Source organism: Mycobacterium sp. SM1 (assembly GCF_018361265.1).
In the GTDB taxonomy this organism is placed as follows: domain Bacteria; phylum Actinomycetota; class Actinomycetes; order Mycobacteriales; family Mycobacteriaceae; genus Mycobacterium.
Genome location: NZ_JAFLNH010000003.1, coordinates 533,901 through 556,811 on the forward strand (window position 1 = coordinate 533,901; position 22,911 = coordinate 556,811).

The window sequence follows — 22,911 nt, forward strand, 5'->3', positions numbered from 1 at the left end:
AGCGGCGCTGATGAGGTGCGCCGGCGACGATGCAGAGCGAAGCGATGAGGAGGAGCGGCGCTGATGAGGTGCGCCGGCGACGATGCAGAGCGAAGCGATGAGGAGGAGCGGCGCTGATGAGCGACCTACCCCCGCCCGATCTGGGAGCCGACCTCGGTATTTCGGAGGTGACCGAGCTCTCCGACGACGAGCTGGCCAGGGTGCTGGAGGCGCTGCTTTTGGTGGCGGACACTCCGGTGAGCGTGGCGGCGCTGGCCGCGGCCGTCGGGCAACCTGTCTACCGGGTTGCCGCCAAGCTGCGGTTGATGGCCGATGAGCTCACCGCGCGCGACAGTGGCATCGATCTGCGGGAGGACGGCGGCGGTTGGCGTCTGTACACCCGCGCCCGCTTCGCGCCGTATGTGGAGCGGCTGTTGCTGGACGGGTCCCGCTCGAAGCTCACCCGCGCGGCATTGGAAACGCTGGCCGTTGTTGCATACCGCCAGCCGGTGACGCGTGCCCGGGTGAGCGCTGTGCGAGGTGTTAATTCAGACGCTGTCATGCGCTCGCTTTTGGCGCGTGGCCTGATCACCGAGGCCGGCACCGATCCGGACACCGGCGCGGCCGCGTTTGCCACCACGGAGCTTTTCCTGGAGCGGCTGGGATTGTCCTCGTTGGCGGAGCTACCCGATATCGCGCCGCTGCTACCCGACGTCGACACGATCGACGAGGTGAGTGAATCCTTAGACAGTGAGCGCCGTTTCGCCAAAATCGGCCGCGCCCCGGCGCCCGAGCAACCGATGCCGTTCGACGTGGACCAGGAGTGATGGCCAAATCCGTGGGTGTCCGCCTGCAAAAAGTGTTGTCGCACGCGGGGATTGCATCGAGGAGGGCGGCCGAAAAGATGATCGCCGCCGGCCGTGTGGACGTGAACGGTCAGCTGGTCACCGAGCTGGGCACTCGGGTCGACCCGGATTCAGCGGTGATTCGCGTCGACGGGGTCAGGGTGGTCCTCGACGAGTCGCTGGTGTACCTGGCGCTGAATAAGCCGCGCGGTATGCACTCGACCATGTCCGATGAACGCGGCCGGCCCTGCATCGGCGACGTTGTCGAGCATCGGGTGCGGGGCGACAAAAAGCTTTTTCACGTTGGGCGCCTGGATGCCGACACCGAAGGGCTGATCCTGCTGACCAATGACGGTGAGCTGGCCCACCGGCTGATGCATCCTTCGTATCAGGTGCCCAAGGTGTACTTGGCAACGCTGGCAGGATCGGTGCCACGCGGGCTCGGCGCGAAGCTGCGCGCCGGAATCCAGCTGGACGACGGCCCGGCACGTGTCGACGATTTCGCGGTGATCGACGCCATCCCGGGTAAGACCCTGGTGCGAGTGACGTTGCACGAGGGGCGCAAACGCCTGGTGCGCCGGCTGTTGGCGGCCGTGGGTTTCCCGGTGCAGGCACTGGTCCGCACCGACATCGGCCCAATATCGCTGGGAACGCAACGCCCCGGCAGCATTCGTGCTCTGGGCCGCGACGAGGTGGGGCAACTGTACAAAGCGGTGGGTCTGTGAATGACCTGGTCGTCGCGGTGGACGGGCCGGCGGGAACCGGAAAATCCTCGGTCTCACGAGCGTTGGCACGCGCGTTGGGGGCGCGGTATCTGGATACCGGTGCGATGTACCGGATCGTGACGCTGGCGGTGCTGCGCGCCGGAATCGACCCTGCGGATGAGCCCGCCGTCGGCGCCATTGCTGAGACGGTGCAGTTGTCGGTGGGTGATGATCCAGGCGAGGATCGGTGTTACCTTGCCGGAGAGAATGTTTCGATGGAGATCCGTGGCGATGCCGTCACCAGGGCGGTATCGGCCGTATCGCTGGTTCCCGCGGTGCGGGATCGGCTAGTGCCGTTGCAGCGCGCGATGGCCTCGGGCCCGGGCAGCATCGTGGTGGAAGGCCGCGATATCGGCACCGTGGTCCTGCCCGGCGCTTCGGTGAAGATCTTCTTGACCGCCTCGGCGGAAACCCGGGCGCGCCGGCGCAACGATCAAAATGTCGCTGTGGGCCTGGTCGACGACTACCAGGGTGTGCTGGCCGATGTTCGCCGCCGCGACCATCTGGATTCCACGCGAGCGGTGGCGCCGCTGCGGCCAGCCGAGGATGCGGTGATCGTCGACACCAGCGACATGACGGAGGCCGAGGTGATCGATTACCTGCTGCAGCTGGTGAGGCATCGAAGCGAGGCTCAGCGGTGACAAAGGATGGCGCGTGTAGCAACGAAAACAACTGGGAAGCTGAGGGGTTCACGTCGGACGTAGCGGACGCGCGACCGCCGGTGGTAGCGGTTGTGGGCCGGCCCAATGTCGGCAAGTCGACGCTGGTGAATCGGATCCTGGGCCGACGGGAGGCAGTGGTACAGGACGTGCCCGGCGTGACCCGCGATCGGGTCTCCTACGACGCGCTCTGGACCGGGCGCCGGTTCGTCGTGCAGGACACGGGGGGCTGGGAGCCCGACGCCAAGGGACTGGCGCAGCTGGTGGCAGAGCAGGCGTCGGTGGCCATGCGCGCCGCGGACGCGGTGATCTTGGTGGTGGACGCATCCGTCGGAGCGACCACCGGCGATGAGGCGGCAGCGCGAATCCTGCGACGCAGCGGCAAACCAGTATTCCTGGCCGCCAACAAAGTTGACAGTGACACGGGGGAAGCGGACGCGGCAGCGCTGTGGTCGTTGGGGCTCGGGCAACCCTACGCGGTCAGCGCGATGCACGGACGTGGCGTCGCCGAGTTGCTCGACGATGTGCTGGCCGCGCTGCCGCACGCGGCAGAATCGCCGTCCGCGGAAGGGGGGCCGCGACGGGTGGCGCTCGTCGGCAAACCCAACGTCGGCAAAAGTTCGCTGCTGAACCGGCTGGCCGGTGATCAGCGTGCGGTGGTCCACGAAGTCGCGGGCACGACCGTCGATCCGGTGGACTCGCTGATCGAAATGGGCGGCAGCGTCTGGCGATTCGTCGACACCGCGGGGCTGCGGCGCAAGGTCCGCCAGGCCAGTGGGCAGGAGTACTACGCGTCGGTGCGCACCCACAGTGCCATCGATGCCGCCGAGGTGGTGATCGTGCTGGTCGACGCCTCGGAGCCGCTGACCGAGCAGGACCAGCGGGTGCTGTCGATGGTGATCGATGCGGGCCGCGCGCTGGTGCTGGCCTTCAACAAGTGGGATCTGGTCGACGAGGACCGCCGCGCTCTGCTGGAGCGTGAGGTCCAACGCGAACTGGTCCAGCTTCAATGGGCGCCGCGAGTCAACATCTCCGCCAAGACCGGCCGCGGCGTGCAGAAATTGGTGCCGGCGCTAAAAACCGCTCTGGCGTCGTGGGATACCAGGGTTCCGACCGCGCGGCTGAACACCTGGATTCGGGAAGTGATCGCCGCGACGCCCCCGCCGGCGCGCGGCGGCCGGCAGCCTCGTGTGCTGTTCGCGACCCAAGCCACGGCCCGGCCGCCGACGTTCGTGCTGTTTACGACCGGCTTCCTGGAGGCGGGATATCGGCGATTTCTGGAGCGGCGGCTGCGGGAGACGTTCGGCTTCCAGGGCAGCCCGATCCGCATCAACGTACGAGTGCGCGAGCAGCAGGACGCGAGGTCGCGCTGAGGCTACCGACGCGATTGCGCCGACGCGGTCGAGGCGGTCGGGAAGGCGATGCCTCAGCGATCGCGGCTTCGGTGTTTGCTGGCCGTTGTGCCCTGCCGTCTGTTCGCCTACTCGTCATGCGCTGTTTTCCCTGAGCCGGTAGCAGTGCCCGCGGGTGCTGTCATACTTCAAGGGTTCGTTGGACCAGGTCGACGTGTTGCCAGCGTATGGACCGCGGCCCACCACAGCACAAAGATTGCGCTCACTACCTGCGGGAGGCCATCCGGCAGGTTTCATCGCGCGCCGAGGGGAGGTTTCGATGGCTGAGTCATCCGTCGGGCCGGGCACCATGGGTGCCGGGGCGAAGGTGATGCATCTCTCGGAGGTGTTGCGGGCGCCGGTGGTGACGCCGTCGGGTGAGGCGGTGGGCCGGGTTGATGACGTTATTGTGCGGTTGCGGGGGGTGTCGGCCTATCCGCGGGTGAGCGGGATCGTGGCCGCGGTGGGTGATCGGCGGGTGTTTGTGGGGGGTAAATCGATTCAGTGCTACGAGCCGGAGCGGGTGCGGCTGGCGAAAAGCAAGGTCGATCTGCGCCAGTTCGAGCGCCGCCTCGGGGAGGTGTTGCTGCGTGCTGATGTGCTGGGGTATCGGCTCATTGATGTGGCTGCCGGGGAGTTGGTGCGCGCCTATGACGTGGAGTTGGAGGACACCCCGGATGGTTGGGTGCTCGCGCGGGTGGATACCCGCCGCCCGCCGCGGTTGTTTGGGTTGCTGAAAGCACCCGGTGGTCATGCGGCTCGGGACTGGAAGGCCTTTGAGCCGTTGATTGGGCATGGCCAGTCGATGGCCGTGCGGCGGGTGTTCGGGCGGGTGGGGGCGCTAAAGCCGGCGCAGATCGCCGACTTGCTGGAGGAGGCCGATAGGGCCGAAAGCGGGGAGATCCTCGAGCGGGTGCGCCATGACCCCGAGCTGGAGGCCGATGTGTTTGAGGAGCTTGACCCCGGCAAAGCCAGCCGGCTGCTGGATGACATGCCCGATGGGGAGGTGGCTGCCCTGCTGGGGCGGATGCGCGCCGATGACGCCGCGGACACGGTCGTGGATTTGCGCCAGTCTCGCCGGCGGCGGGTTTTGGAGCTGATGCCCGCCCCGCAGCGCGCCAAGGTGATCACGTTGCTGGGGTTTCATCCCGACAGTGCGGGCGGTTTGATGAGCCTTGATTTTGTGAGCTGCGGTAGCGCCGCGACCGCCGGTGAGGCGCTGGCCCTTATCGCCGGCGCGCATGCCCTGCAGCCGGAGGCGCTGCTGCAGATGCATGTGCTCAACGAGCGCGGGCAGCTGGCCGGCACGGTGCCGGTGATCGCGCTGCTGCAGGCCGATCCCGCCGATGGGGTTGCCCGGTTGATGGATTCCGATCCCATTCGGGTACGACCCGAGGCGGATCTAACCGATGTCGCGGTGCTGATGTCGGACTACAACTTGCACCTTATCCCGGTGGTCGACGAGCGGGACACGGTGCTGGGTGTGGTCACCATTGACGATGTTTTGGATTTCAGCGTTCCCGATGACTGGCGCCGGCGTGAGCCGGGTCCGCGCCCGACGCGGGACGCCGGGGGGCCTCTCGCCACCCGCGATCTGACAGCCCAGCACGGCCAAGGGGGTGAGTAGCGATGACCGTTCAGCAGCGCACCGATGTGGTGTCGGTGGGGGCGCGGCGGCGCAGCGCGGTGCTCGATAGCGCGCATCTTGGTGACATCGAGGGCGCGCTGGGCCGCATCAGCATCAGCGACACCGAGCGGCCGCGCACGCTCAAGACGCGGCTGGTGACCCTGCTGGCGATCATGGGTCCCGGGTTGATCGTGATGGTCGGCGACAACGACGCCGGCGGTGTGGCCACCTACGCGCAAGCCGGGCAAGACCACGGCTACAGCCTGTTGTGGGTGCTGTTGTTGCTGATCCCGGTGCTGATCGTCAGCCAGGAGATGGTGGTGCGCCTGGGGGCGGTCACCGGGGTGGGTCACGCGCGGTTGATCAATGAGCGCTTCGGCCGGTTTTGGGGCTGGTTTTCCGTCGGTGACCTGTTTGTGCTGAACTTTTTGACGATTGTCACCGAATTCATCGGTGTGGTGTTGGCGTCCGAGTACTTCGGCATTTCTCGCTATGTGGTCGTCCCGCTGGCCGCGGTCGCGTTGATCGTGATCACGGCCACCGGCAGCTTCCGGCGCTGGGAACGCGCGATGTTCGTGTTCATCGCTATCTCGCTGCTGGAAATCCCGATGCTGTTGATGTCGCACCCGGACTGGGGACACGCAGCGAAATCCCTTGTGGTGCCCAGCATAGCGGGCGGAGTCAGCTCCAATGGGGTGCTGCTGATCGTCGGACTTGTTGGCACCACGGTGGCCCCGTGGCAGCTGTTTTTTCAGCAGTCCAACGTCGTGGACAAGCGCATCACCCCGCGCTTCATCGGCCATGAGCGTATCGATACCACGGTGGGCGCCTTCGTCACCAACATCGGCGCGGCGGCATTGATGATGACCGGCGCTTGGGCTGTTCGCGCCACCCACAGCCACGCGCATTTCATCAACGCCGGTGTGGTGGCGAGCCTGCTGGGTCAACACAACAGGCTCCTAGGCTCGCTGTTTGCGATCGTGCTTTTGGATGCGGCCATCATCGGCGCCGCCGCGGTCACCCTGGCCACTAGCTACGCTTTCGGTGACGTGTTCGGGATCAAGCATTCGCTGCACCGGGGCTTTGCCGACGCCAAGCCGTTTTACCTGTCCTACACCGCGATGGTGGCGCTGGCCGCGGCGATCGTGCTCATCCCGGGCGCACCGCTGGGGCTGATCACCCTGGCTGTGCAGGCCCTGGCCGGGTTACTGCTGCCCAGCGCCACGGTCTTTCTGCTGTTGCTGTGCAACGACCGGGAAGTCCTGGGCCCCTGGGTGAACCGGCCGTGGCTCAACGTGGTGACTGGCTTCATTGTGGGCGTGCTGCTGCTGTTATCGGCGATCCTGATGGTCAACACGGTGTTTCCGAATCTAGATGTCCGTTTGGTCACGGTCTATCTGGCCGTGACTTTCGTCGTGTCGGCCGCTGTCGCTGTTGGCGTGGTGCGGTGGTCTGCGCACCGCAAGCCGGAACCGTCAGCAGCGCAAGAACTTTCTCGCGATCGGAGGGATCGGTCCACGTGGCGGATGCCACCGCTGGCCTTGCTGGAACCGGTCACCTGGACGGGCTGGACGCGACTGGGCATGCTGGCGCTGCGCGGCTATCTCCTCGTCTCGGCGGTCGTGCTGGTGATAAAAGTCATCCAACTGGGGCGCGTCTAGCCGCGGTGGCTCTCTGCGCGCGATCATTGTGGTCTGGCTCATCGGGCGGTACCGGCTGCTGATCCCACAGCTGGTCGCGGCGGTCAGGGCGGCGACCGTGGTACGTCTCGCGGTTTCGACCCTGGCTCAGGGTCGTCGTCGGTGAACAGCCGTTCCGGGTGGTGGTAGTCGTTGGTCCGGGGTTGGCCGTGGTCGAGCTTCGCTGGTGGGATCCATTGGGTAGCGCCATTGGCGAGTTTGGTTGTGCGCCAACCCTGTTCGGTGAGGTTGTGGTCGGGTTTGCAGGTGAAGGTCAGCTTGTCGATGTCGGTTTGCCCGCCGCGGGCCCAGTTGTCGAGGTGGTGGACTTCACACCAGTAGCCGGGCACATCACAGCCGGGGCGGGTGCAGCCGCGGTCTTTGGCATAGAGCACCACGCGTTGATCGGCTGAGGCGATGCGTTTGGAGCGGCCCAGATACAGCGGGCGGTTGTCGTGCTCGTCGAACACCGCCAGGTAGTGGTAGGCGTGGCAGGCCATGCGGATCAGATCACGCATCGGCAGCAGGGTGCCGCCGCCGGTGAGCGCGTGCCCGGCGCCGGTCGTGAGCTCTTTCAGTGTGGTGGAGACGATCACGGCAACCGGCAACCCGTTGTGCGCCCCGAGTCGGGGGTCGCCCAGTTGGCCACGCACCAAGGCGTTGAGCGCGTCGTGTTGACGCTGGGTATGGCTGCGTAGATCCTTGTGCACGGCGTCCTCGCCGGGTTGACCGGTTACGCAGGGGGTAGGGTCGTCGGGGTTGCACATGCCGGGCGCGGCGAAGCGGGCCAGCCAGGCATCCAGGTTGGCGCGCAGCTCCGGGGAGGCGATGAGCTTGCCGAGGCTCATCCCGTCGGGGCGTTGCGCGCACCAGGTGAACCCGCGCTGGCGGGCCCGATCGGCATCGGAGAACTTGCCGTCGGGGTTGATCAGCACCGCACAGCGATTGGCCACCTTCTCCAGTTGGTCGGGGCGCAGCGTGGCGGCCTGTTCGGCCAGGAATCGCTCGGCGCGCTCGACGGTGTCGGGTGGTGTGCTTTCGGGCAGGTCGCGCACAAAGCTCTGGATCACCCGGAGATGCTGTCCGTCGAGCAGCCCGGCGCGCCACGCCCGGGCGGTGGCGGGCAGCTCGGGTGGCAGGGTTTGGCCGGTCAGTGTTATGCGCGGCGCGAGCTGCTCGGCGTCGCGGACCCGCCGCCGGGCTTCGGTGTAGCTGATGCGCAGCCAGTCGGCGATCACCTTGTGCACGGCACCGCCGATGTCGGCCGGGTCTTCTTTGGCCAGCCCCGCGATCAGGTCGTGGCCGGTTACGGCTTGTTCGCGCCGAGAGGTCTCCATCCGTTCGAGTGCCCGCAGCCGAACAACGGGGTCACACGCATCGAGGTTCAACTCGCCGATCCGGGCCACCGCGGCATCCAGCGCGTCGAAGGCGGCGCCCACCTCCGGTGGTGCGAGCACGCCAGTCGAGCTCATGTTCGAGATATTACCGGACAGGTGTGACAACTCACGAGTCGTTTATCCACAAGCGTGGGAGCCGTCAACAGGGTGCCGAATTGCGGTTTGACAACCTGCCTTGCGATGTCGCCATGGCGCCCGGGCCGCGAGCTCGCGTTCGCTTGCGGCTACCCGGGCCGTCTCCGGTAGGCTTCGACCTGCCGCCGGTGATGCACGGCAGCATACGGGCTGTGGCGCAGTTTGGTAGCGCACTTGACTGGGGGTCAAGTGGTCGCAGGTTCAAATCCTGTCAGCCCGACCAAAGTTTCCGCAGGTGAGAGGCGATTTTGCGAAATTGCAAAGCCGCTTTTTTCGTACCCTGGCGGGGTATGGATGGCAACGCGGATGGCAACGGCGGTTTGGGTTTCACTGCTCTGACGTGTCGGCTTTCACCACTTCGGCCTCGGCGGTGAGGGTGACTGTCACGTGGAGATTCGCAGACGCGCCGACAACCACCTTTTCCAGGAACTTGATCCTGAAATCTGTAGGGGTCGCGTTCGCATCTAGGTGAACGATCTCAATATCAGCGCTCTGCGCAACGATCTGGCCACCCTTTTGGACACCGATCGGAGTGACGATAATGCCGCCGGACGCGCCAACATCGCTGATAGTCCATGCAAGGGACGCGACCGCGCTCTGCTTGACCCTGGAATCCGTGTACCTCCGGCACTCGATTACCACAATCGCCCCCGACTGAGCCTTTACACCTTTGGCGTCGATTTCCCAATTTGCACCGGACTCACCGACAAGGGTCTGCTTTCCCTCTACCCGTTCCAGCTTTAGTCCGAGCAGGTGGCCCACTGTCTCAAGGAGATGGCGAGCAACCTCCTCGTAGCTTTTCCAGGTCGTCGACTCGTCTGTGGTCACCGTGTGCCGCCTCTTGATTAGATACCGAGTGCCGCACTGAGCCTATCCACGGCGGCTCGCGCCGCGTCGTCGCTCGTGTGTCCGTACACGTCGCCGGTGACCGCGATCGAGGAGTGCCCGAGCAGGTCGGCCACCGCCTTGATGTGCACCCCGGCCTCAAGCCACGCCACCGCCGCGGAGTGTCGCAGCGTGTGCACACCGACACCCTCGACCTTGGCCGCCTTGGCGGCGACCTCGACGACGCGCAGCAGGTTCCGCGGGTCGACCGGCCCGCCCAGCTCGGTCGTGAACACTAGGCCGCTATCGCGCCACTGATTCGCCGCGCGAAGGCGCTCGTCCGCCTGTGCCGTCTTGTGCGCGCGGAGCAGCTCGACGACGGCCGGGGCGAGCGGCACCGTGCGGCGTGACCGGGCCGTCTTGGGCTCGCTCACGACGAGCTGGCCGCCAATGCGCCCGATCGTCGCCGCCACCTTGAGCAGCCCGGCGTCGAGGTCGACCCGGTCCCAAGTCAGCGCCAGCACCTCGCCGCGCCGCAGCCCCGTCGCCGCGATCAACACCAGCGCCATGTGATAGCGCGACTCGGCCGCGTGCTTGAGCACCGCGGCAGCGGCGTCGGGGTCGAGGTGCCTCGCCTCGGTGCGTGCGACGCCGGGCCGCTTCACCGCGGCGGCTGGATTCTTGGCGAGCAGGCCGTCGCGCACTGCGCCGTCGAGCCCGGCTCGCAGAACTGTATACGTCTGGCGGATCGTCGAGTCGGACAGCGCACGCCGCACGTCCTCACCCTCAGTGCGCGGAGGCTTTGTCTTGGCGCGCATCGCCAGCACGAGCGCCTCGACGTCGCTGGGCTTGAGCTTGTCGAGTCGGATCGCGCCAAACGGCTCAGGCTCAAGGTGCCGCCGTGACAGATTCGAGTACAGCTCGCGCGTCGCCTGTTTGCGGTCGCTGGCCGCCAATGTCGTTGCGCGCCAGTGCGCCAGCCACGCGCCGACGGGCATCTTGGCGTCGCGGGCCGGTGCACCGGACTCGATGCGTTCGCGCACCTTGCGCAGTTTGTCGCGGACCTCGGCCCGCGTGGGCGCATAAACGCGCACGCGCTTGGTCTCGCCGTTGTCGTCCTTGTAAGGGAGCGCGCCCACGTATCCCACCGGGCGGCCGTTCCTCATGCGCTTGTAGATCGAGCCCTCGCCGTTCGCGTTCCGCGCCATCGCCGCCCTTTCATTGCGATCTGCGTCACCTGGGATAAGTGGTCGTCGCGTATCCGCACCGTACACGAGATGGCACTCAGCATGACTCAAGGCGCTGACGACACGTGTCGCCATAGCTTCAAGCAAGTTCGCGAAAACCGGCGAATCACACCGCGAGACAAGGGACAGAAGCACATGAACAAGGACAACAGCGACCATCAGCCGCTCCTCTTGTCGGTAACCGATGCGAGGCGGCGGCTCGGCGGCATTGGCGTCACGAAGATTTACGGCCCTCCTGACGTTTCCGTGGGTGGGTGGGGCCGATTCGGGGCCGTGATCTGATGGTTGATTTCGTTTGTGCTCGTTTCCGCGATAGTTGCCTGTAGCGCTGCCCGGGTGGGAGGTGTCCATGTGGAGCCCCCGAGCGCAGCGAGGCGGAACGACATGGACACCGACGAGCGGGTAGCGCAGAATCGGCGACGTCTGAGAGGGGAAACCCGAGGGGTGCCCTGGTGGAGGGGTGTTAGCCGCGGCCGGGCAGGGTGGGGCGGTGGCCGCCGAGGGCGAGCATGGCCAGGGCGATCAGCGCGGCGGGGTTGTGGAATCCGAACGCAATCCGGGTCAGGAGTCGGATCTTGGTGTTGGTGGATTCGATCAATCCTTGGGGCAGGCCGTGGTCGAGGGCGGCGTCGATGGCCTCGCGGTGGCGTTTGATGCGGCGGGCCAGCTCGACGAAGACCGGGATGCGGCAGCGCCGCGCCCAGGAGATCCACTTGTCGAGGGCGTCTTTGCCGTCCTGGCCTTTGACCGAAAACACATGCCGCAGGCCATCTTTGAGCAGGTACGCGCGGTAGAGCCGGGTGTCGGTCTTGGCGATCCAGGCCAGCTTGGCGCTCTGGCGTTCGGTGAGGTCCTCGGGGTTTTTCCACAGCGCGTAGCGGGCGGCTTTGAGCCGCCGTGCCCGCTCATGACCCGGCCGCGGCGCGGTGTTCCTGCTGGGCCGACCACGGCCCCACTTGGGCTCGCCGCGCGCGATCGCTCGCGCGTCGTTCCAGGCCCGGCGCCGCTCGGCATCCAGCGCCTCGGTGGCCCAGGCCACCACATGAAACGGATCTGCGCAGCGGATCGCGCCCGGGCAGCGCTCGGCGACCACATCGGCAATCCACTCCGCCGCATCGGCGGACACATGGGTGATCTGCGCGCACCGCTGGGCGCCCAGAGCGTCGAAAAACCGCCGCAGCGTCTTGGTGTCGCGGCCCGGGGCGGCCCACACCAGCCGGCCGCTGTCGTGGTCAACCACCACCGTGATTATGTGGAATCTGATCCGGCGTCAAACCCCGGGCGGATTTTTCGATCGAATCCGGTTTCAGGCGGGGGCTTATTTGTGGCTGATCTCGACGATGGGCAGCATGGTCGGGGTCGGGCGGGCTCCGATGTGGTGGGGTGTTGGTCCGGCCGGGGTGGGGACGTCGGCGAGCCGGTCGAGGAGGGCGTCGAGGGCGGCGTGACCGTCGTCGACGGCGGCGCGTTCTTCGCCGGAGAGCGGGATGGTGGCGCGCATACGCTGTAGGTTGTCCTTGGCTTCAAGCAGCTGGGCCTTGGTCGAGCCTTTTGGGGTGTAGAAATCGCAACGGGCGCAAGCCATTCGGTGCGGACATTGTTCGAAGAAGCTGTAGGCGCACCAGCCGTGGCCGAGGTCATAGTGCTGCCAGGGTTCTCCCGCGGCGGCCGCGCCGGCGATGACGGCGTCGCGGTCGACGAGGACCTCGATAGCGCGGACGTTGCGGGCGAAGTATCCGGCCTCGGCGTAGGCCTTCGACAGCGTGTTCGGGGTGATCTTGGCGTCGTGCTGGGTGGTGGTGGGACTGCGATGCCCGAGCCAGGCCTGCAGCTCGAACAGCGTCATCGGCTCCTTGGCGTTGTAGAGCTGGCTGGCGATGGTGGAGCGGGCGCGGTGGCTGGTGATGTTGCCGCGGACGTCGGAGGTGGGGACACCGGCTTTAGCGCACAACGCCGGGATGATCGTGTGGTTGATGTAGGCCTTGGCGACGGGCTGGGCGCGCACGCAGAAAAGTATGTCGACGTGTTCGCCGGTCTTGCGGTCCAGCCGTTTGGGCTGGTTGGGGCGCAGCGCCTGCCAGGCCTCGATGGCCTGCCCGACGATCGGGTCGACGGGCTTGGTGAAGGCGGTGCCGGTCTTGTGCACGGGCACGTCGAGCAGGCAGACTGAGTCCTCGGCGAGAATCTCACGCGAGTCGCCGCAAATGGGTTGCCCTGCGTGCTGCCAGCGGATGCATCCGACCCGCAGTCGTGAGATCTCGTCGCTGCGCAGCCCGGAAAACAGCCAGGTCAATGTGACCGCGCGGATCAACTCCATCGGATAGTAGGTTTCGGCGGAGCTACCGGGCAGATCAGCAGAATTCAGGTTCAACCCCGCCCACAGCAACTTGGCCCACACCTGGTCGGCGATCACGCGTGGATTGGCGCCGATCAGGGCGGCGATGCTACGCGGAAGGGCCAGCGCGCGATTCGGGTCGAACCGGCGCGGGATCCATTCCCATTCCTGGCAGTCGTGGAAGAACATGCGCGTGGCCACGAGGTTGTGCGCTTTGGTGCGCGGCGAGATCGGTTGTCCGACGCGGTCGCCGAGCCCGTCGTGACGCTGAACCCAGTCGCCGACGCTCATTCGGTCGACTGCGGCGACCCAGGCCGCGCAGGTCGCCCTGGTCCACTGAGCAGGCTCGGTGATCTCGGGGTGCTCGGCGGCCATCCACCGCCCGGCCTTGGCCATGATGGTGCGGACCGTGGCGCGCACCTTTGGGGTCAGTGTCGAGGTTGCCTGCCAGCGCTGGATCCAGGCGGTCCACGCCGGATCGGCGCCTTCGATGTGGGTGAAGTGGTTGTTTCCGGTGCGCACCGGCGGATCACAGTAGCCCAGCGCGGCGACCGCCCGCTGCAGCGCATACAGCATCGAGCCCTGGTGCCCGTCGGTGGCCGGATGGGCACGCAACGCGGCGAACGCCTCGGCGCTCAAATCGTCGAGCCGGGGACTGCGGTTGAGCAGCAGGGCCTGGCTGAACACGCCCCGGCACCGGTGCTTGGCGCCCAAGCTATCGCGGTATCCCCACCGGTCGAGCACCTCGCTGGCCCGCCGCAGCGACTCCTCGACGGCGGGTTCACCAAAGATCAAGCAGGCCAAGTGAAGCCGGTTGAACATGCCCAGCCGGTGAAAGTCGCTCAAACCCGCCCAGCAGGTAGGCCAGCGCCACCACGAACGGGCGAAGCGTCGACTCGGTTGACAGCGGCTGGCAGGTGATGAACTCCCGCACGCTGGGGCCGCACAGCCGTGCCCACTCCCACGGCGTCCAGCCCCACCAGGACTGGCCGGTGTCGGCGCAGCGCTGCAACACAATCGCCGCAGCCTGGGTACCGGCACGCCGGAAACGGACGTGATCGCCATGATGCAGCCCGGCCAGGGTCTCATCGAGCGGCGTGGTCAGCCGCGCCAGCGCATCCCAGTGTCCTGCGGTTCGTCGTGGAATGCCGGCCACCCGGCGCCGCAGCCCTACCCAACCCAGCGCGGCCAGCGCCGCGGATTCGTCCTCGCCCAAAGCGACCCGGTCATCCCAGCGACCATCCCGCCGAAGCTGCCCAGACGGCCGCTGGTCCGGGCGCATCCCGGCCGGCAACGCCGGCGTCACGGCGGTCACGGCGAGTCCTGCCCGTGCGCGTCGGGTCCGGTGAGCATGCCGATCCGCCACGCGTGGATCTGCGCCATAGAGGAGCTCAGCTTCGCCGACAACTCCCGCCCGGACAGGTGGATGTACTGCAGCGTGGAGTCGGTGCTGCGGTGCCCGGCGAACGTGGCGATCGCGTACAGCTCCCAGCCCATCCGCGCCAGGTCCGTTAGACACAAATGCCGCGTGGTATGAGCAGAGAATCGAGGAAGGTTGGCCGCCAAAGCGAGTCGCCGCACCACCTTCGACCAGGTCCACAACGTGATAGGTTCGGCGCGGTTGCGACGCGACTCCGACAAAAACAACGCTCCCCGCGCCCGGCTCACTGTCGCCCGGTGCTGCAGGTAGGCCGACAGCAGCACGCCTGTGGGCGCCGAGTACGGCACCACCCGCTCACGGCGGGTCTTGGTTGTCTCCGCGCGCACCCGCACAGTGCGATGCGCCGGGTCGAGATCGTCGCTGCGCAGCGAGCACAGTTCCTCGCGCCGCAGCGCCGCGTCGTAGGCCAGTGCGAGCATTACCCGGTTGCGGATCGGCTCATCAGCGACCACGCCCAGCAGTTTCAGCCAGTCGGCCTCGCTGGGTATCCACGGCAATTTCACCATCCGCGGCACCAGCGAGCCCACCCCTGCACCGGATCGTGCGCCAGGCGTATAACGGCCCCGGCCAACAGGATTCGACTCCCGGACGCCTTCTTCGACCAGGAAGTCGTAGAACAGCCGAACCGGCACCAGACGCTGCTGCAAGGTCGCGTTTGCCAGCCCTGACCCCGAGTCCAAGGCCACCACGTTGACGCCGCGCCGACTCGGCCGGCTCTTCAGCTCCCGCACGAACACCGCCACGTGCGCTCGGGTCGCGGTCAGCGGGTCGATCTCCTCCCGTTCGCAGACTTCCAGGTACTCGGCCAATCCCCGCGTATATGCATCGATGGTCCGCGGCGCGCGCCCCAAATCGATCCAAATCCGCAGCCACTCCATGGCCCGCTCATGCCGAGCCAGTACCGGCCACTTCGTCTCCATAGCCTCAGGCACGCCGCAGACCACCCCGTCGCCCAATCACGCTGATCCGTGACGTTACTGGGCCGCGCCGTGGTCCCCGCCGATCGACACGCTGGTCTAATTCCACGTAACTTATAGCTACTTGTGGTGACGCTTATAGGAGATCTCATCGATGCCGATCCGACGCAGACCCGCAAACCGATCAGCGGTCTTTTCGGTGTCGGCCCACACGTGGGCCACGATCGCCCCTACGGTGCGCCAGGCGACCCGCATCAACTCGCACACCGCGGTTTTCGAGCACGCCACCGCCAGCCACGCCACCGTGTCATCGAAGGCGTAGGTGTGCCCGGCATGGTGGCGCGCCCACGGCACCGCCACCACCGTAGGCCCATGGGCGGGGCAGTTCACCCGCGGCGCATCGGCCTCCAGCACCACCTGCATCGTGCCCCAATCCAGGCCCCGCCACCGGCGCCGACCCTCACCCCGGTCATACCAGGGCGCCCTGCGACCGCAGCGGCCACAACGGCGCGAAACACCACTTCGCGGCCGCACCCGCGCCACCACCAGCGTGTCGCCGTCGGCGTCTTCCTCCCCGAACTCCTCGAACTCGATGTCTTCGATCACGGTGCGCTGGTCGACACCCAGCAGCGCACGCCATAGCCTCACATTGCGCACGTCGTTGTTGGCTCCTTTGGTTCCTGACCTTCCACAAGCCAGAAACCTTAAGCCACAACGACGTGCGCCCCTTACATCAACAACCGGCCCACGGAAGCGTCAGAAGAGCCGCATCTTTGAGGACTTCGTCACCGTCGCCCTGGGCGAAGCGCTGCGGCGACTCGGCGGAAACAGTGTCACCCAAGCGCGCTTTCATTTGGACGTGGCGAAGAGGGTCGACATGCGGCCCGATCTGCTGTGGTACCGGGACGGAATAGCGCGGGCCGTCATCGACGCCAAATACAAAGCCGAGCGGCCCGACGGCTTCCCCAACGTCGATCTCTACCAAATGCTGGCCTACTGCACAGTTCTGGGCCTTCCAGAAGTACACCTGGTGTACGCCAAAGGAAACGAATCGATGGAACGGCACACCGTTCAAACCAATGGTGTCGTGATATATTGCCATGCAATAGATTTGGCGATGTCACCGGCCAATCTGCTGCGGCAAATCGATAGTCTTGGCCATTTCATTAGCCGCTCAACGGCGTTGTGAACGCCTGCCGGATCGGCGCTCATTCTGGGCTGGGTCGTCCGACACCGGCACGGAGAATGCCCCTCGGGCGTCGGCGCCGACTATGCCCCGATTTCCTGGCGAGTTTGGTATCTGGATTGCACGGGCTGGGCGCAGATACACTCGTTTACGTGCTGGACGAAGACCGAGACGAAGCGGAGCGAGTATTCGCCGCGTCCGACCGCTCTTCAGGACTTGTGGTTCTGCCGGAACGGCGACGCCTTGACGACGGCAGTGGCGTTTACGAAAAAGGCTTGATCGACTTCGTGAAGGATCTACGGGCCGAAGGCATCACGGTCGCGTGGGCGGATGCACCGGAGCGGCGTGCTTTCATCGAAAAGCGCTCAGCGGCTGAGGTCATCTGGGGGGCTGCCCTCGGAGTGCCCGGCGGCGTGCTGTCAGCCGCCACCTGGGCGGCACTTGTTCGGTGGTTCGGGCGAAGCCCTCAAAGCACGGGCCGCGTCCGAGTGGAGGTCCTCCGGGAGAAGAGCCACCCCGATGGCACCACTACGCGCGAATGGATGACATACGAAGGCACCGGGGCGGAAGTCGCCGAATTGATGCAGGCCGACCCGCCGACTGCGCTTCAATCCAAGTCATCGGAGGTGTGAAACCGTGACCGCCCACTCCGGAGAATCCGAGCAGCCCATCGAGGGAGCCGATGCCGGTCCCGCCGAACAATATTGGGAGGATCGGAAGCGTGAGCGGATTCAGGCCGCACACAACCGTGCCAGCAGGCTGGCCGACGCCGCATACGATGCCCTCAACTCCTCACCGGACGAGGCGGAAGATTTCGCGCGGCAGGCTTTGCGGGCAGCCGCTGAAACATACTGGTTCGCGGAAGGAACGGTTCGTGCAGCCGCTGAGCACCAGTATCTTCACGAGATTGGACGATGGACCAGTGAGAACTTCGACTGTCAACTCGACTGCAAGGGAACGAGTTACAGCACATCGTGTCCGGTCATGCTGGCTGATAAGCGGGTTGGTCTCTCAGTCGGGATCGTGGCCAGGGTGGTGTGCTCGATCTGCGGCGAGAACCTGTCCGAGTGCTCCCATCGTCGGAGTCGACTGTACTGGGTGCGAGGCGGACCAACGGCCTTCGGACCTTGCCGGGTGTGCCGAGAAGGCGAGTGCGAACATGAGCCGAGCGAGCTTTACCGGGCCCCCGTCATCGGGGTCAACAAGGACGTGTGCTGGAGGAAGCTAGCTTTGTCGACGTGCCGGCCGACCCACTGGCGCGTCAAACGAACTTGTCCATCAACACCAACCACCTTCGCGAACTTCTCGGGACGGCTTTTCATGCGGGCATGCCTGTCAGCTGCGACCACTGCCTAGAGCCTTATCACGGGCTGCCGGCATCGCTTAACATCTCTGGTCTGTCCGGCGACCAGGCTCGCGGCGGCGTGGCGAACCCTTAGTCCGATCCCACAGGATGACGACCGAAGTACTCAACCACGGCCCGCCGGATCAACTCTGACGCAGAAGAACCCTCCGCCCTAGCACGACGCACCAACTCCTCACGGATGGCATCAGGTAACCGCACCGTCGTCAACGGCGTCTCCCCGGGCGCCGCAACGCCCTTGCGCGGCCGGCCCCTGCGCAGAAACGCAGGATTGACATCGACGGAAAGAACTTCGTCCGCGGTGGGCGGATGCGCCTCGTAATCCGCGGCCATCTCCGCGTAGTCTTCGTCGGAAAATCGGCGCTTGCGGCTCATGGTTATCCTTTGCATCTTCAGGTCCGCTGCGGACCGTATTCGGGATCGATCAGTTCGTCGAGCCCCAGTGACTCGATGAGGCTGCGGCGGAGCATCATTGCGTGAAACACATCGACCACGAGTGGGTCAGCCAGATCGGCAATGACCTCGATCCACGGCTGGCCGGTCACCGCAGGCCCGATGAACAGCACCGGCTGCGCGCCGGGACGGCGAGCTTCGAGCGACAGGCGCAGCGCGGGAAAACTCACCAAGGCGCGGATCTCGGTGTCGAGGATCAGATGAGCACGGGCGCTTGGCCTGATGCTGATCCGCACACATAGAAAGCGTAATACATTTTAGCGAGGAGGTGCAACACATTTTCGCAAGGTACGGCGGCCCAACGGATGCGCTGCCGAGGTGACAGCGCTTGGACGTCGTTGTCACACCGTTGTCACACGACCGACGAAACACGCTGGCACCAGGTAGGACACCCGGGGAGTGTTCTCCCAGCTGAACGGGGTTACAGAGACGATGTGAGGTGACTCGACAGCACCGGTCCCGGACTGGAGGTCAAGTGGTCGCAGGTTCAAATCCTGTCAGCCCGACCAAAGTTTCCGCAGGTAGACGCCATATCGGTGGCCCGCGGACATGCACAAAGCAGTACCCGCTAGGGGTATGTACAGCAACGGATACAGCAACCCGCTCGCGTTTCCCCTCGAACAGCCGTTTCATAGTCCGAGCGTCCCGCTCAAGCGTTCGACCGCGGCGCGGGCCGTGTCGTCGGACGTATGCAATGGTGACGTCGGATATTGGAACTGTCCGAATCCCTTCCCTCCTTGTTGGGCAATGGCGAGCACTCGGGTGCGCGTTCGGGTCGGTCAGTATCGCTCTCAGTTGTGGGCGGGTCCATTCCGGCAGGCCCATCAGGCGTGGTCGGGCCAGGGCGGTGGCGTCCCAATCGCGGTGTAAAAGTTCGGGCATAGATTCCGCTCACTTGCGATTGTGATTTTATGCGATGGCGCCGACAGCATCGGCCGGCGCCGCTCCGGTTTCGGCGCGTACTTCCGAATTTCGTTGCGGCAGTTGGGTCGGTGGGTCATGCAACGACCTTCGCAGGTCCTGTAGTAGCCGTAGCTCGGCCGGTGTCATGGTGAACCCGCGCCAGCCGGCCGAGGCGCGGTCGAGCACGGCCCACACCAGCTTCAGGCAGGAGTGCTCGCCGGGCAGTCGGCCGATGACCTTGACTCGGCGGCGGGTCTCCCCGAAGGTGCGCTCGATGAAATTGGAGTGGCGCACCCGGGCCCAGTGCTCCCGTGGGAACCGCAGGTAGACCGTCAGCGAGTCACGGTCATCAAGAAGACACCGCACCGCCGCCGGATACGAGTCGCGCCAACGCTTGGCGAACGCGTCGATCCTGTTGTGCACGTAGGTGACCGCGTCGCGGCCAGGCGCGATGTTCTCGGGCACATCGAAGATCGCCCAGTAGTCGGCCTTCACCTCGGCTTGGGCGTTTTTGGGCACTTTGGCAAGGATGTTTCTGGCGCGATGCACCAGACACCGCTGGCGCAGCGCGGCACCCATGGTGCGCTCCACCGCGCCGATCAACCCCGGTGCGCCGTCGCTGATCACCAGCAGCGGGCAGGCCAGCCCGCGCTCGCCGAGCCCGGTCAAAAACCCCTCCCAGGCATCCCCGGACTCGCTCGCGGCGGCCTCCAGCCCGACGAACACCGGTTTGCCGTCGGTGTCGATGCCCCACGCGGCCAGCACCGGCTCGGCCGAGGCGTTGGCGTGGTACGTGAAATGGCTGCCGTCCAAAAACAGGTAGTCCAGCTCCACCTCGTCGAGGCGCCGACGGCTCCAGGACTCGAACTGGGTCTTGATGTCTTCGCAGACCCGCGACACCGTCGACTTCGACACCGCCGCGCCCTCGCCGAGCGCCTCGACCAAGGTGGCCTCCACGTCGCGGGTCGACAACCCGCGCACGAACCCGGCGATCACCAGCGACTCCAGCGCGTTGGTCTTGGTCACCCCCGTGCCGAACAACTGGCTGGCGAACCGCTCGGTGGTGCCGCGCACCTTCGGCCGCTGCAGCGTGATCGGGCCGGCGGTCGTTTTGACCGTGGTCGGGCAATACCCGTTACGCATCCCAGCCCGCGGATCCTCGCTGGTAGCGGCCCGCTGGTAGCGATCCCGGCCCAAAAACGCGCTCACCTCGGCCTCCAACGCGCACTGCAGCAGTAGCTGCGCGCCCAACTGGGCCACCCGCTCGACTGCACGCGACAAATCCTCACCACCGGCGAACACCCCATCAATCTCTGCCTGCAACCGCTGCGCAGGCGATATCCTCGTCGACACGGACGTAGGCTCCTTTCCTCAGACTTCCCCGTCTTGGAGGGAACCTACGTCCGAACCCTTTTACACCGCCGCAGGGACACGACCGCCAGGGCGACCAGCGTGATTTCATGACTTGTCCGTTCTAGCGAGATCCATTCGGGCGGGTTGTGCTGCACGATGCTATGCCTCAAACCCTAACGCTTGACGTTAGTATCGTCTCGCGTTAGGTTTGGTGTTGTGATCCGGTCGTTCCGCGACAGCGCCACGGAAGCGGTGTGGGACTTGCGCTACACCAAGCGGATCGGCCGCAACCTCGCCAAGAGGGCGCGGGAAAAGATGCAGCTGATCGACGCGGCTGGCAGCATCGACGACCTGCGCGTTCCGCCAGGCAACCGGCTAGAGAAGCTGTCCGGCGACCGCGATGGCCAATACAGCGTCCGCGTCAACGACCAATGGCGCATCTGCTTCGCGTGGACGAACGGCGGCGCAGATGACGTCGAACTGACCGACTACCACTGAAGGAGGGATGACGATGGCCGACTTTCTGCCGACACACCCGGGCGAGATCCTGTTGCGCGAGTTCATGGAGCCGCTGGGTATCAGCCAGTACGCGCTCGCGAAGGCGATCGGTGTTCCGCTGCCGCGGATCAACCAGATTGTTCACGGGCAGCGCAGCATCACGGCTGACACAGGGCTGCGGTTGTCGCGGGCGTTCGGGCTTACCGATGCGTTCTGGGTCAACATGCAGGCCCGCTACGACCTCGACCTGGCGCGCGTCGAACTCGGCGACGAACTCGAGCACATCCATAAGGTCGCGGCAAAGGCGTAACAGCGCCTAGCCACGAGGTGCGCCAAGTGCGATGTTTCCTGACGCTATCGGATCGGTTTCGTAAACCCGTCCGCCGCTTTCGACCCGGACGGTAATCCGTTGCGGCTTCCCGTTGATCGATCTGGCGGCCGCCTCCAACGCATAAGCATTGTTCAACGCCGTGAAAAACGTGGCGGACGCACCCGGCGCTATATCGCACGGGACCGTCTGCGACCCGGGCATGTTCTCGAGTGAAGTGAACGACGTCGCGCCCGGGTCGCTGCGCAGCTCCCATCTGGCGACGTGGAACGGTGCTCGCCCGGCGTTGACGACCGACACTCCGACCACGAGCGGGGATCCCGGAGGCAGCTCGGCGGCGTTGCTGGCCAGCGATTGCCGAATATCGCGACTGGCGTCAGCGGAGGCCAGTCCGCCCCGCAGGTCCAGGATGCCAATGATCGGGGTGAGGTGGGGCCGGCCGCCTTGCCACATGAAGGACACGACATTCCACGCCAACGAACCCACACCAGTGGCAGCCCCGATGACGGCTAGAACGAAGGTGGCAACGGCCATCATCGACCACCCTATCGACTGTCCGGCATGGGCCCGCGCCAGAACACTAGGCACACCCGGGACAGCCGCCGCTCAGCAATCACTCCTGCGACTTCGCCCGTCGCTCGGCTTCGTCAGCCATCTCCTGCGCCTTGGCGTTGGTCATCCGCTCGCCGTTAGCCAGGTAGACGACCTCCTTGTCGAGATCGATATCGTCGGCCGGGTCAATCTCGTAGTCCTTCGGATCCATCGTCCCTGTCTCCATGTGGCAGTCCAGGACCGATCTCGATCCACCGGACCTCATCGCGGCGCAGCGGTTCGGCCGCGTAGCTGGCGGCCATCTCTGCGTAGTCCTCATCAGTGGCGCGGCGCTTGCCACCAGCTTCACCCGGATCCCTTGCACACCGCCCCCATGATCCTAGATACCACGATAAGCTACCCACTTCGCCCAAAAGCGGAGTCCCCGATAGGCGATCAGCCCACATGCCCAACCACCACCCATCCCGTTCCTGGCGCGGCTGCGCAATGTGCAAGCAGCACAAGCGTCGCGGCAACGGCCGATCAAAGAAAGACCCCGCTGCAGTGAAGCGCCAGCTCGGCGCGATCCGCAGATACTCACGGCGCACCATCGACCGCGGCTAGCCCCCTTGCCACCCCCGCCAAAAAATCAGCACCCACCCCCCCACGCATCGACCGCCTGCCAGTCGCCGATTTTTTTACACGAGGGCAAAAATCGAGGGTGAACCCCTTCAAAAACCGGGGCTGAACCCATCTGACCTGCCACGTTGCCGCGGCTACCGCGCTGCGGCTGGTTGCCGTTTACGTTCGCGCGCCAGCACTGCCTTGCGGAAGCGCCCGAAGTCTGCGCGCTTGGCAAACGGCACCTGTCCGGGCGTCTCTGGCAACTTTTCCGCCTCGATGGGCCAGCGGGTACGGACCTGGGTCAGCAGTGTTGGGCAGCCGAGTGAGTGTCGGACGATCGACAATTGTGCGCGGCCGTCGATGATCATCTCGGGCATCGCGGCGCAGTGCTGGCAGGCGAACACGTCCATCAAGCTGTCAGTCTGCCTCGC

22 protein-coding genes, 1 tRNA gene and 2 pseudogenes are annotated in these 22,911 nt (G+C 65.8%); 11 read left to right on the forward strand and 14 right to left on the reverse strand.

Going from position 1 to position 22,911, the window contains the following annotated elements; translation table 11 throughout:
* Window positions 1–116: 116 nt before the first annotated feature.
* The 6 genes from scpB (at window position 117) to MSM1_RS15530 (ending at window position 6,926) form a co-directional block, all read left to right on the forward strand.
* Window positions 117–806, forward strand: a complete 690-nt coding sequence (scpB, locus tag MSM1_RS15505) for an SMC-Scp complex subunit ScpB (protein WP_213444014.1) — start codon at window positions 117–119, stop codon at window positions 804–806.
* Window positions 806–1,549, forward strand: coding sequence for a pseudouridine synthase (locus tag MSM1_RS15510; protein WP_213444019.1), 744 nt, complete (start codon window positions 806–808; stop codon window positions 1,547–1,549). The genes scpB and MSM1_RS15510 overlap by 1 nt, the downstream gene beginning before the upstream one ends.
* Window positions 1,546–2,229 carry a (d)CMP kinase gene (cmk, locus tag MSM1_RS15515; RefSeq protein ID WP_213444021.1) on the forward strand — a complete coding sequence of 228 codons (684 nt, stop codon included), beginning with the start codon at window positions 1,546–1,548 and terminating at the stop codon, window positions 2,227–2,229. The genes MSM1_RS15510 and cmk overlap by 4 nt, the downstream gene beginning before the upstream one ends.
* On the forward strand, window positions 2,226–3,620 hold the full coding sequence (der, locus tag MSM1_RS15520) for a ribosome biogenesis GTPase Der (protein WP_213444026.1): 1,395 nt from the start codon (window positions 2,226–2,228) through the stop codon (window positions 3,618–3,620). The genes cmk and der overlap by 4 nt, the downstream gene beginning before the upstream one ends.
* 328 nt (window positions 3,621–3,948) lie before the next feature.
* Window positions 3,949–5,265, forward strand: coding sequence for a magnesium transporter MgtE N-terminal domain-containing protein (locus tag MSM1_RS15525; RefSeq protein WP_236056700.1), 1,317 nt, complete (start codon window positions 3,949–3,951; stop codon window positions 5,263–5,265).
* A gap of 2 nt (window positions 5,266–5,267) precedes the next feature.
* Entirely contained in the window at window positions 5,268–6,926 is a 1,659-nt protein-coding gene (locus tag MSM1_RS15530; protein WP_213444031.1) for an NRAMP family divalent metal transporter, read from the forward strand.
* Window positions 6,927–7,009: 83 nt separating this feature from the next.
* Here the strand turns inward: MSM1_RS15530 and MSM1_RS15535 are convergent, their stop codons facing one another.
* Window positions 7,010–8,416 (reverse strand): HNH endonuclease signature motif containing protein, encoded by a 1,407-nt coding sequence (locus tag MSM1_RS15535; RefSeq protein WP_213444036.1) that lies wholly within the window; start codon window positions 8,414–8,416, stop codon window positions 7,010–7,012.
* 206 nt (window positions 8,417–8,622) lie between these two features.
* Here MSM1_RS15535 and MSM1_RS15540 point away from each other — a divergent pair.
* Window positions 8,623–8,699 (forward strand) — tRNA-Pro (locus tag MSM1_RS15540).
* 104 nt (window positions 8,700–8,803) lie between these two features.
* Here the strand turns inward: MSM1_RS15540 and MSM1_RS15545 are convergent.
* The 7 genes and pseudogenes from MSM1_RS15545 to MSM1_RS15570 all read right to left on the reverse strand — a co-directional run.
* Entirely contained in the window at window positions 8,804–9,304 is a 501-nt protein-coding gene (locus MSM1_RS15545; RefSeq protein WP_213444039.1) for a restriction endonuclease, read from the reverse strand.
* Between the two features lie 17 nt (window positions 9,305–9,321).
* Window positions 9,322–10,509, reverse strand: coding sequence for a site-specific integrase (locus tag MSM1_RS15550; RefSeq protein ID WP_213444043.1), 1,188 nt, complete (start codon window positions 10,507–10,509; stop codon window positions 9,322–9,324).
* Window positions 10,510–11,011: 502 nt separating this feature from the next.
* A pseudogene (locus tag MSM1_RS15555) lies at window positions 11,012–11,797 on the reverse strand (transposase); the annotation flags it as partial.
* Window positions 11,798–11,866: 69 nt separating this feature from the next.
* Window positions 11,867–13,729, reverse strand: a complete 1,863-nt coding sequence (locus MSM1_RS15560) for a site-specific integrase (protein ID WP_236056429.1) — start codon at window positions 13,727–13,729, stop codon at window positions 11,867–11,869.
* Window positions 13,665–14,198 (reverse strand): hypothetical protein, encoded by a 534-nt coding sequence (locus MSM1_RS21955; RefSeq protein ID WP_236056432.1) that lies wholly within the window; start codon window positions 14,196–14,198, stop codon window positions 13,665–13,667. The genes MSM1_RS15560 and MSM1_RS21955 overlap by 65 nt, the downstream gene beginning before the upstream one ends.
* Complete coding sequence (locus MSM1_RS15565; RefSeq protein ID WP_307857407.1) at window positions 14,195–15,256, reverse strand: site-specific integrase; 1,062 nt, start codon at window positions 15,254–15,256, stop codon at window positions 14,195–14,197. The genes MSM1_RS21955 and MSM1_RS15565 overlap by 4 nt, the downstream gene beginning before the upstream one ends.
* A 108-nt stretch (window positions 15,257–15,364) precedes the next feature.
* A pseudogene (locus tag MSM1_RS15570) lies at window positions 15,365–15,898 on the reverse strand (helix-turn-helix domain-containing protein); the annotation flags it as partial.
* On the opposite strand from MSM1_RS15570, the gene MSM1_RS15575 reads away from it, so the two are divergent.
* Together MSM1_RS15575 and MSM1_RS15580 are read left to right on the forward strand one after the other, a co-directional pair.
* Entirely contained in the window at window positions 15,834–16,430 is a 597-nt protein-coding gene (locus MSM1_RS15575) for a hypothetical protein (protein WP_213444047.1), read from the forward strand. The pseudogene MSM1_RS15570 and the gene MSM1_RS15575 sit on opposite strands and share 65 nt — an antisense overlap.
* A gap of 149 nt (window positions 16,431–16,579) precedes the next feature.
* Window positions 16,580–17,059 carry a hypothetical protein gene (locus tag MSM1_RS15580; protein ID WP_213444053.1) on the forward strand — a complete coding sequence of 160 codons (480 nt, stop codon included), beginning with the start codon at window positions 16,580–16,582 and terminating at the stop codon, window positions 17,057–17,059.
* An 803-nt stretch (window positions 17,060–17,862) separates the two neighbouring features.
* On the opposite strand, the gene MSM1_RS15585 is transcribed toward MSM1_RS15580, so the two are convergent.
* The 3 genes from MSM1_RS15585 to MSM1_RS15595 all read right to left on the reverse strand — a co-directional run bounded on the left by MSM1_RS15585 (window position 17,863) and on the right by MSM1_RS15595 (window position 20,499).
* On the reverse strand, window positions 17,863–18,165 hold the full coding sequence (locus MSM1_RS15585; RefSeq protein ID WP_213444057.1) for a CopG family transcriptional regulator: 303 nt from the start codon (window positions 18,163–18,165) through the stop codon (window positions 17,863–17,865).
* 17 nt (window positions 18,166–18,182) lie between these two features.
* Window positions 18,183–18,479: a hypothetical protein gene (locus tag MSM1_RS15590; protein ID WP_213444061.1), complete on the reverse strand. Its 297-nt coding sequence runs from the start codon at window positions 18,477–18,479 to the stop codon at window positions 18,183–18,185.
* 673 nt (window positions 18,480–19,152) lie between these two features.
* Window positions 19,153–20,499, reverse strand: a complete 1,347-nt coding sequence (locus tag MSM1_RS15595; RefSeq protein WP_213444066.1) for an IS256 family transposase — start codon at window positions 20,497–20,499, stop codon at window positions 19,153–19,155.
* A 216-nt stretch (window positions 20,500–20,715) separates the two neighbouring features.
* On the opposite strand from MSM1_RS15595, the gene MSM1_RS15600 reads away from it, so the two are divergent.
* Window positions 20,716–20,997 (forward strand): type II toxin-antitoxin system RelE/ParE family toxin, encoded by a 282-nt coding sequence (locus tag MSM1_RS15600; RefSeq protein ID WP_213444080.1) that lies wholly within the window; start codon window positions 20,716–20,718, stop codon window positions 20,995–20,997.
* A 13-nt stretch (window positions 20,998–21,010) separates the two neighbouring features.
* Entirely contained in the window at window positions 21,011–21,307 is a 297-nt protein-coding gene (locus MSM1_RS15605) for a HigA family addiction module antitoxin (RefSeq protein WP_374101728.1), read from the forward strand.
* Between the two features lie 6 nt (window positions 21,308–21,313).
* Here the strand turns inward: MSM1_RS15605 and MSM1_RS15610 are convergent, their stop codons facing one another.
* From MSM1_RS15610 to MSM1_RS15620, 3 genes are all read right to left on the reverse strand, one after another.
* On the reverse strand, window positions 21,314–21,862 hold the full coding sequence (locus MSM1_RS15610) for a hypothetical protein (protein WP_213444092.1): 549 nt from the start codon (window positions 21,860–21,862) through the stop codon (window positions 21,314–21,316).
* A gap of 76 nt (window positions 21,863–21,938) precedes the next feature.
* Entirely contained in the window at window positions 21,939–22,088 is a 150-nt protein-coding gene (locus tag MSM1_RS15615) for a hypothetical protein (protein WP_213444098.1), read from the reverse strand.
* 544 nt (window positions 22,089–22,632) lie between these two features.
* Window positions 22,633–22,893: a hypothetical protein gene (locus MSM1_RS15620; protein WP_213444103.1), complete on the reverse strand. Its 261-nt coding sequence runs from the start codon at window positions 22,891–22,893 to the stop codon at window positions 22,633–22,635.
* Window positions 22,894–22,911 lie beyond the last annotated feature (18 nt).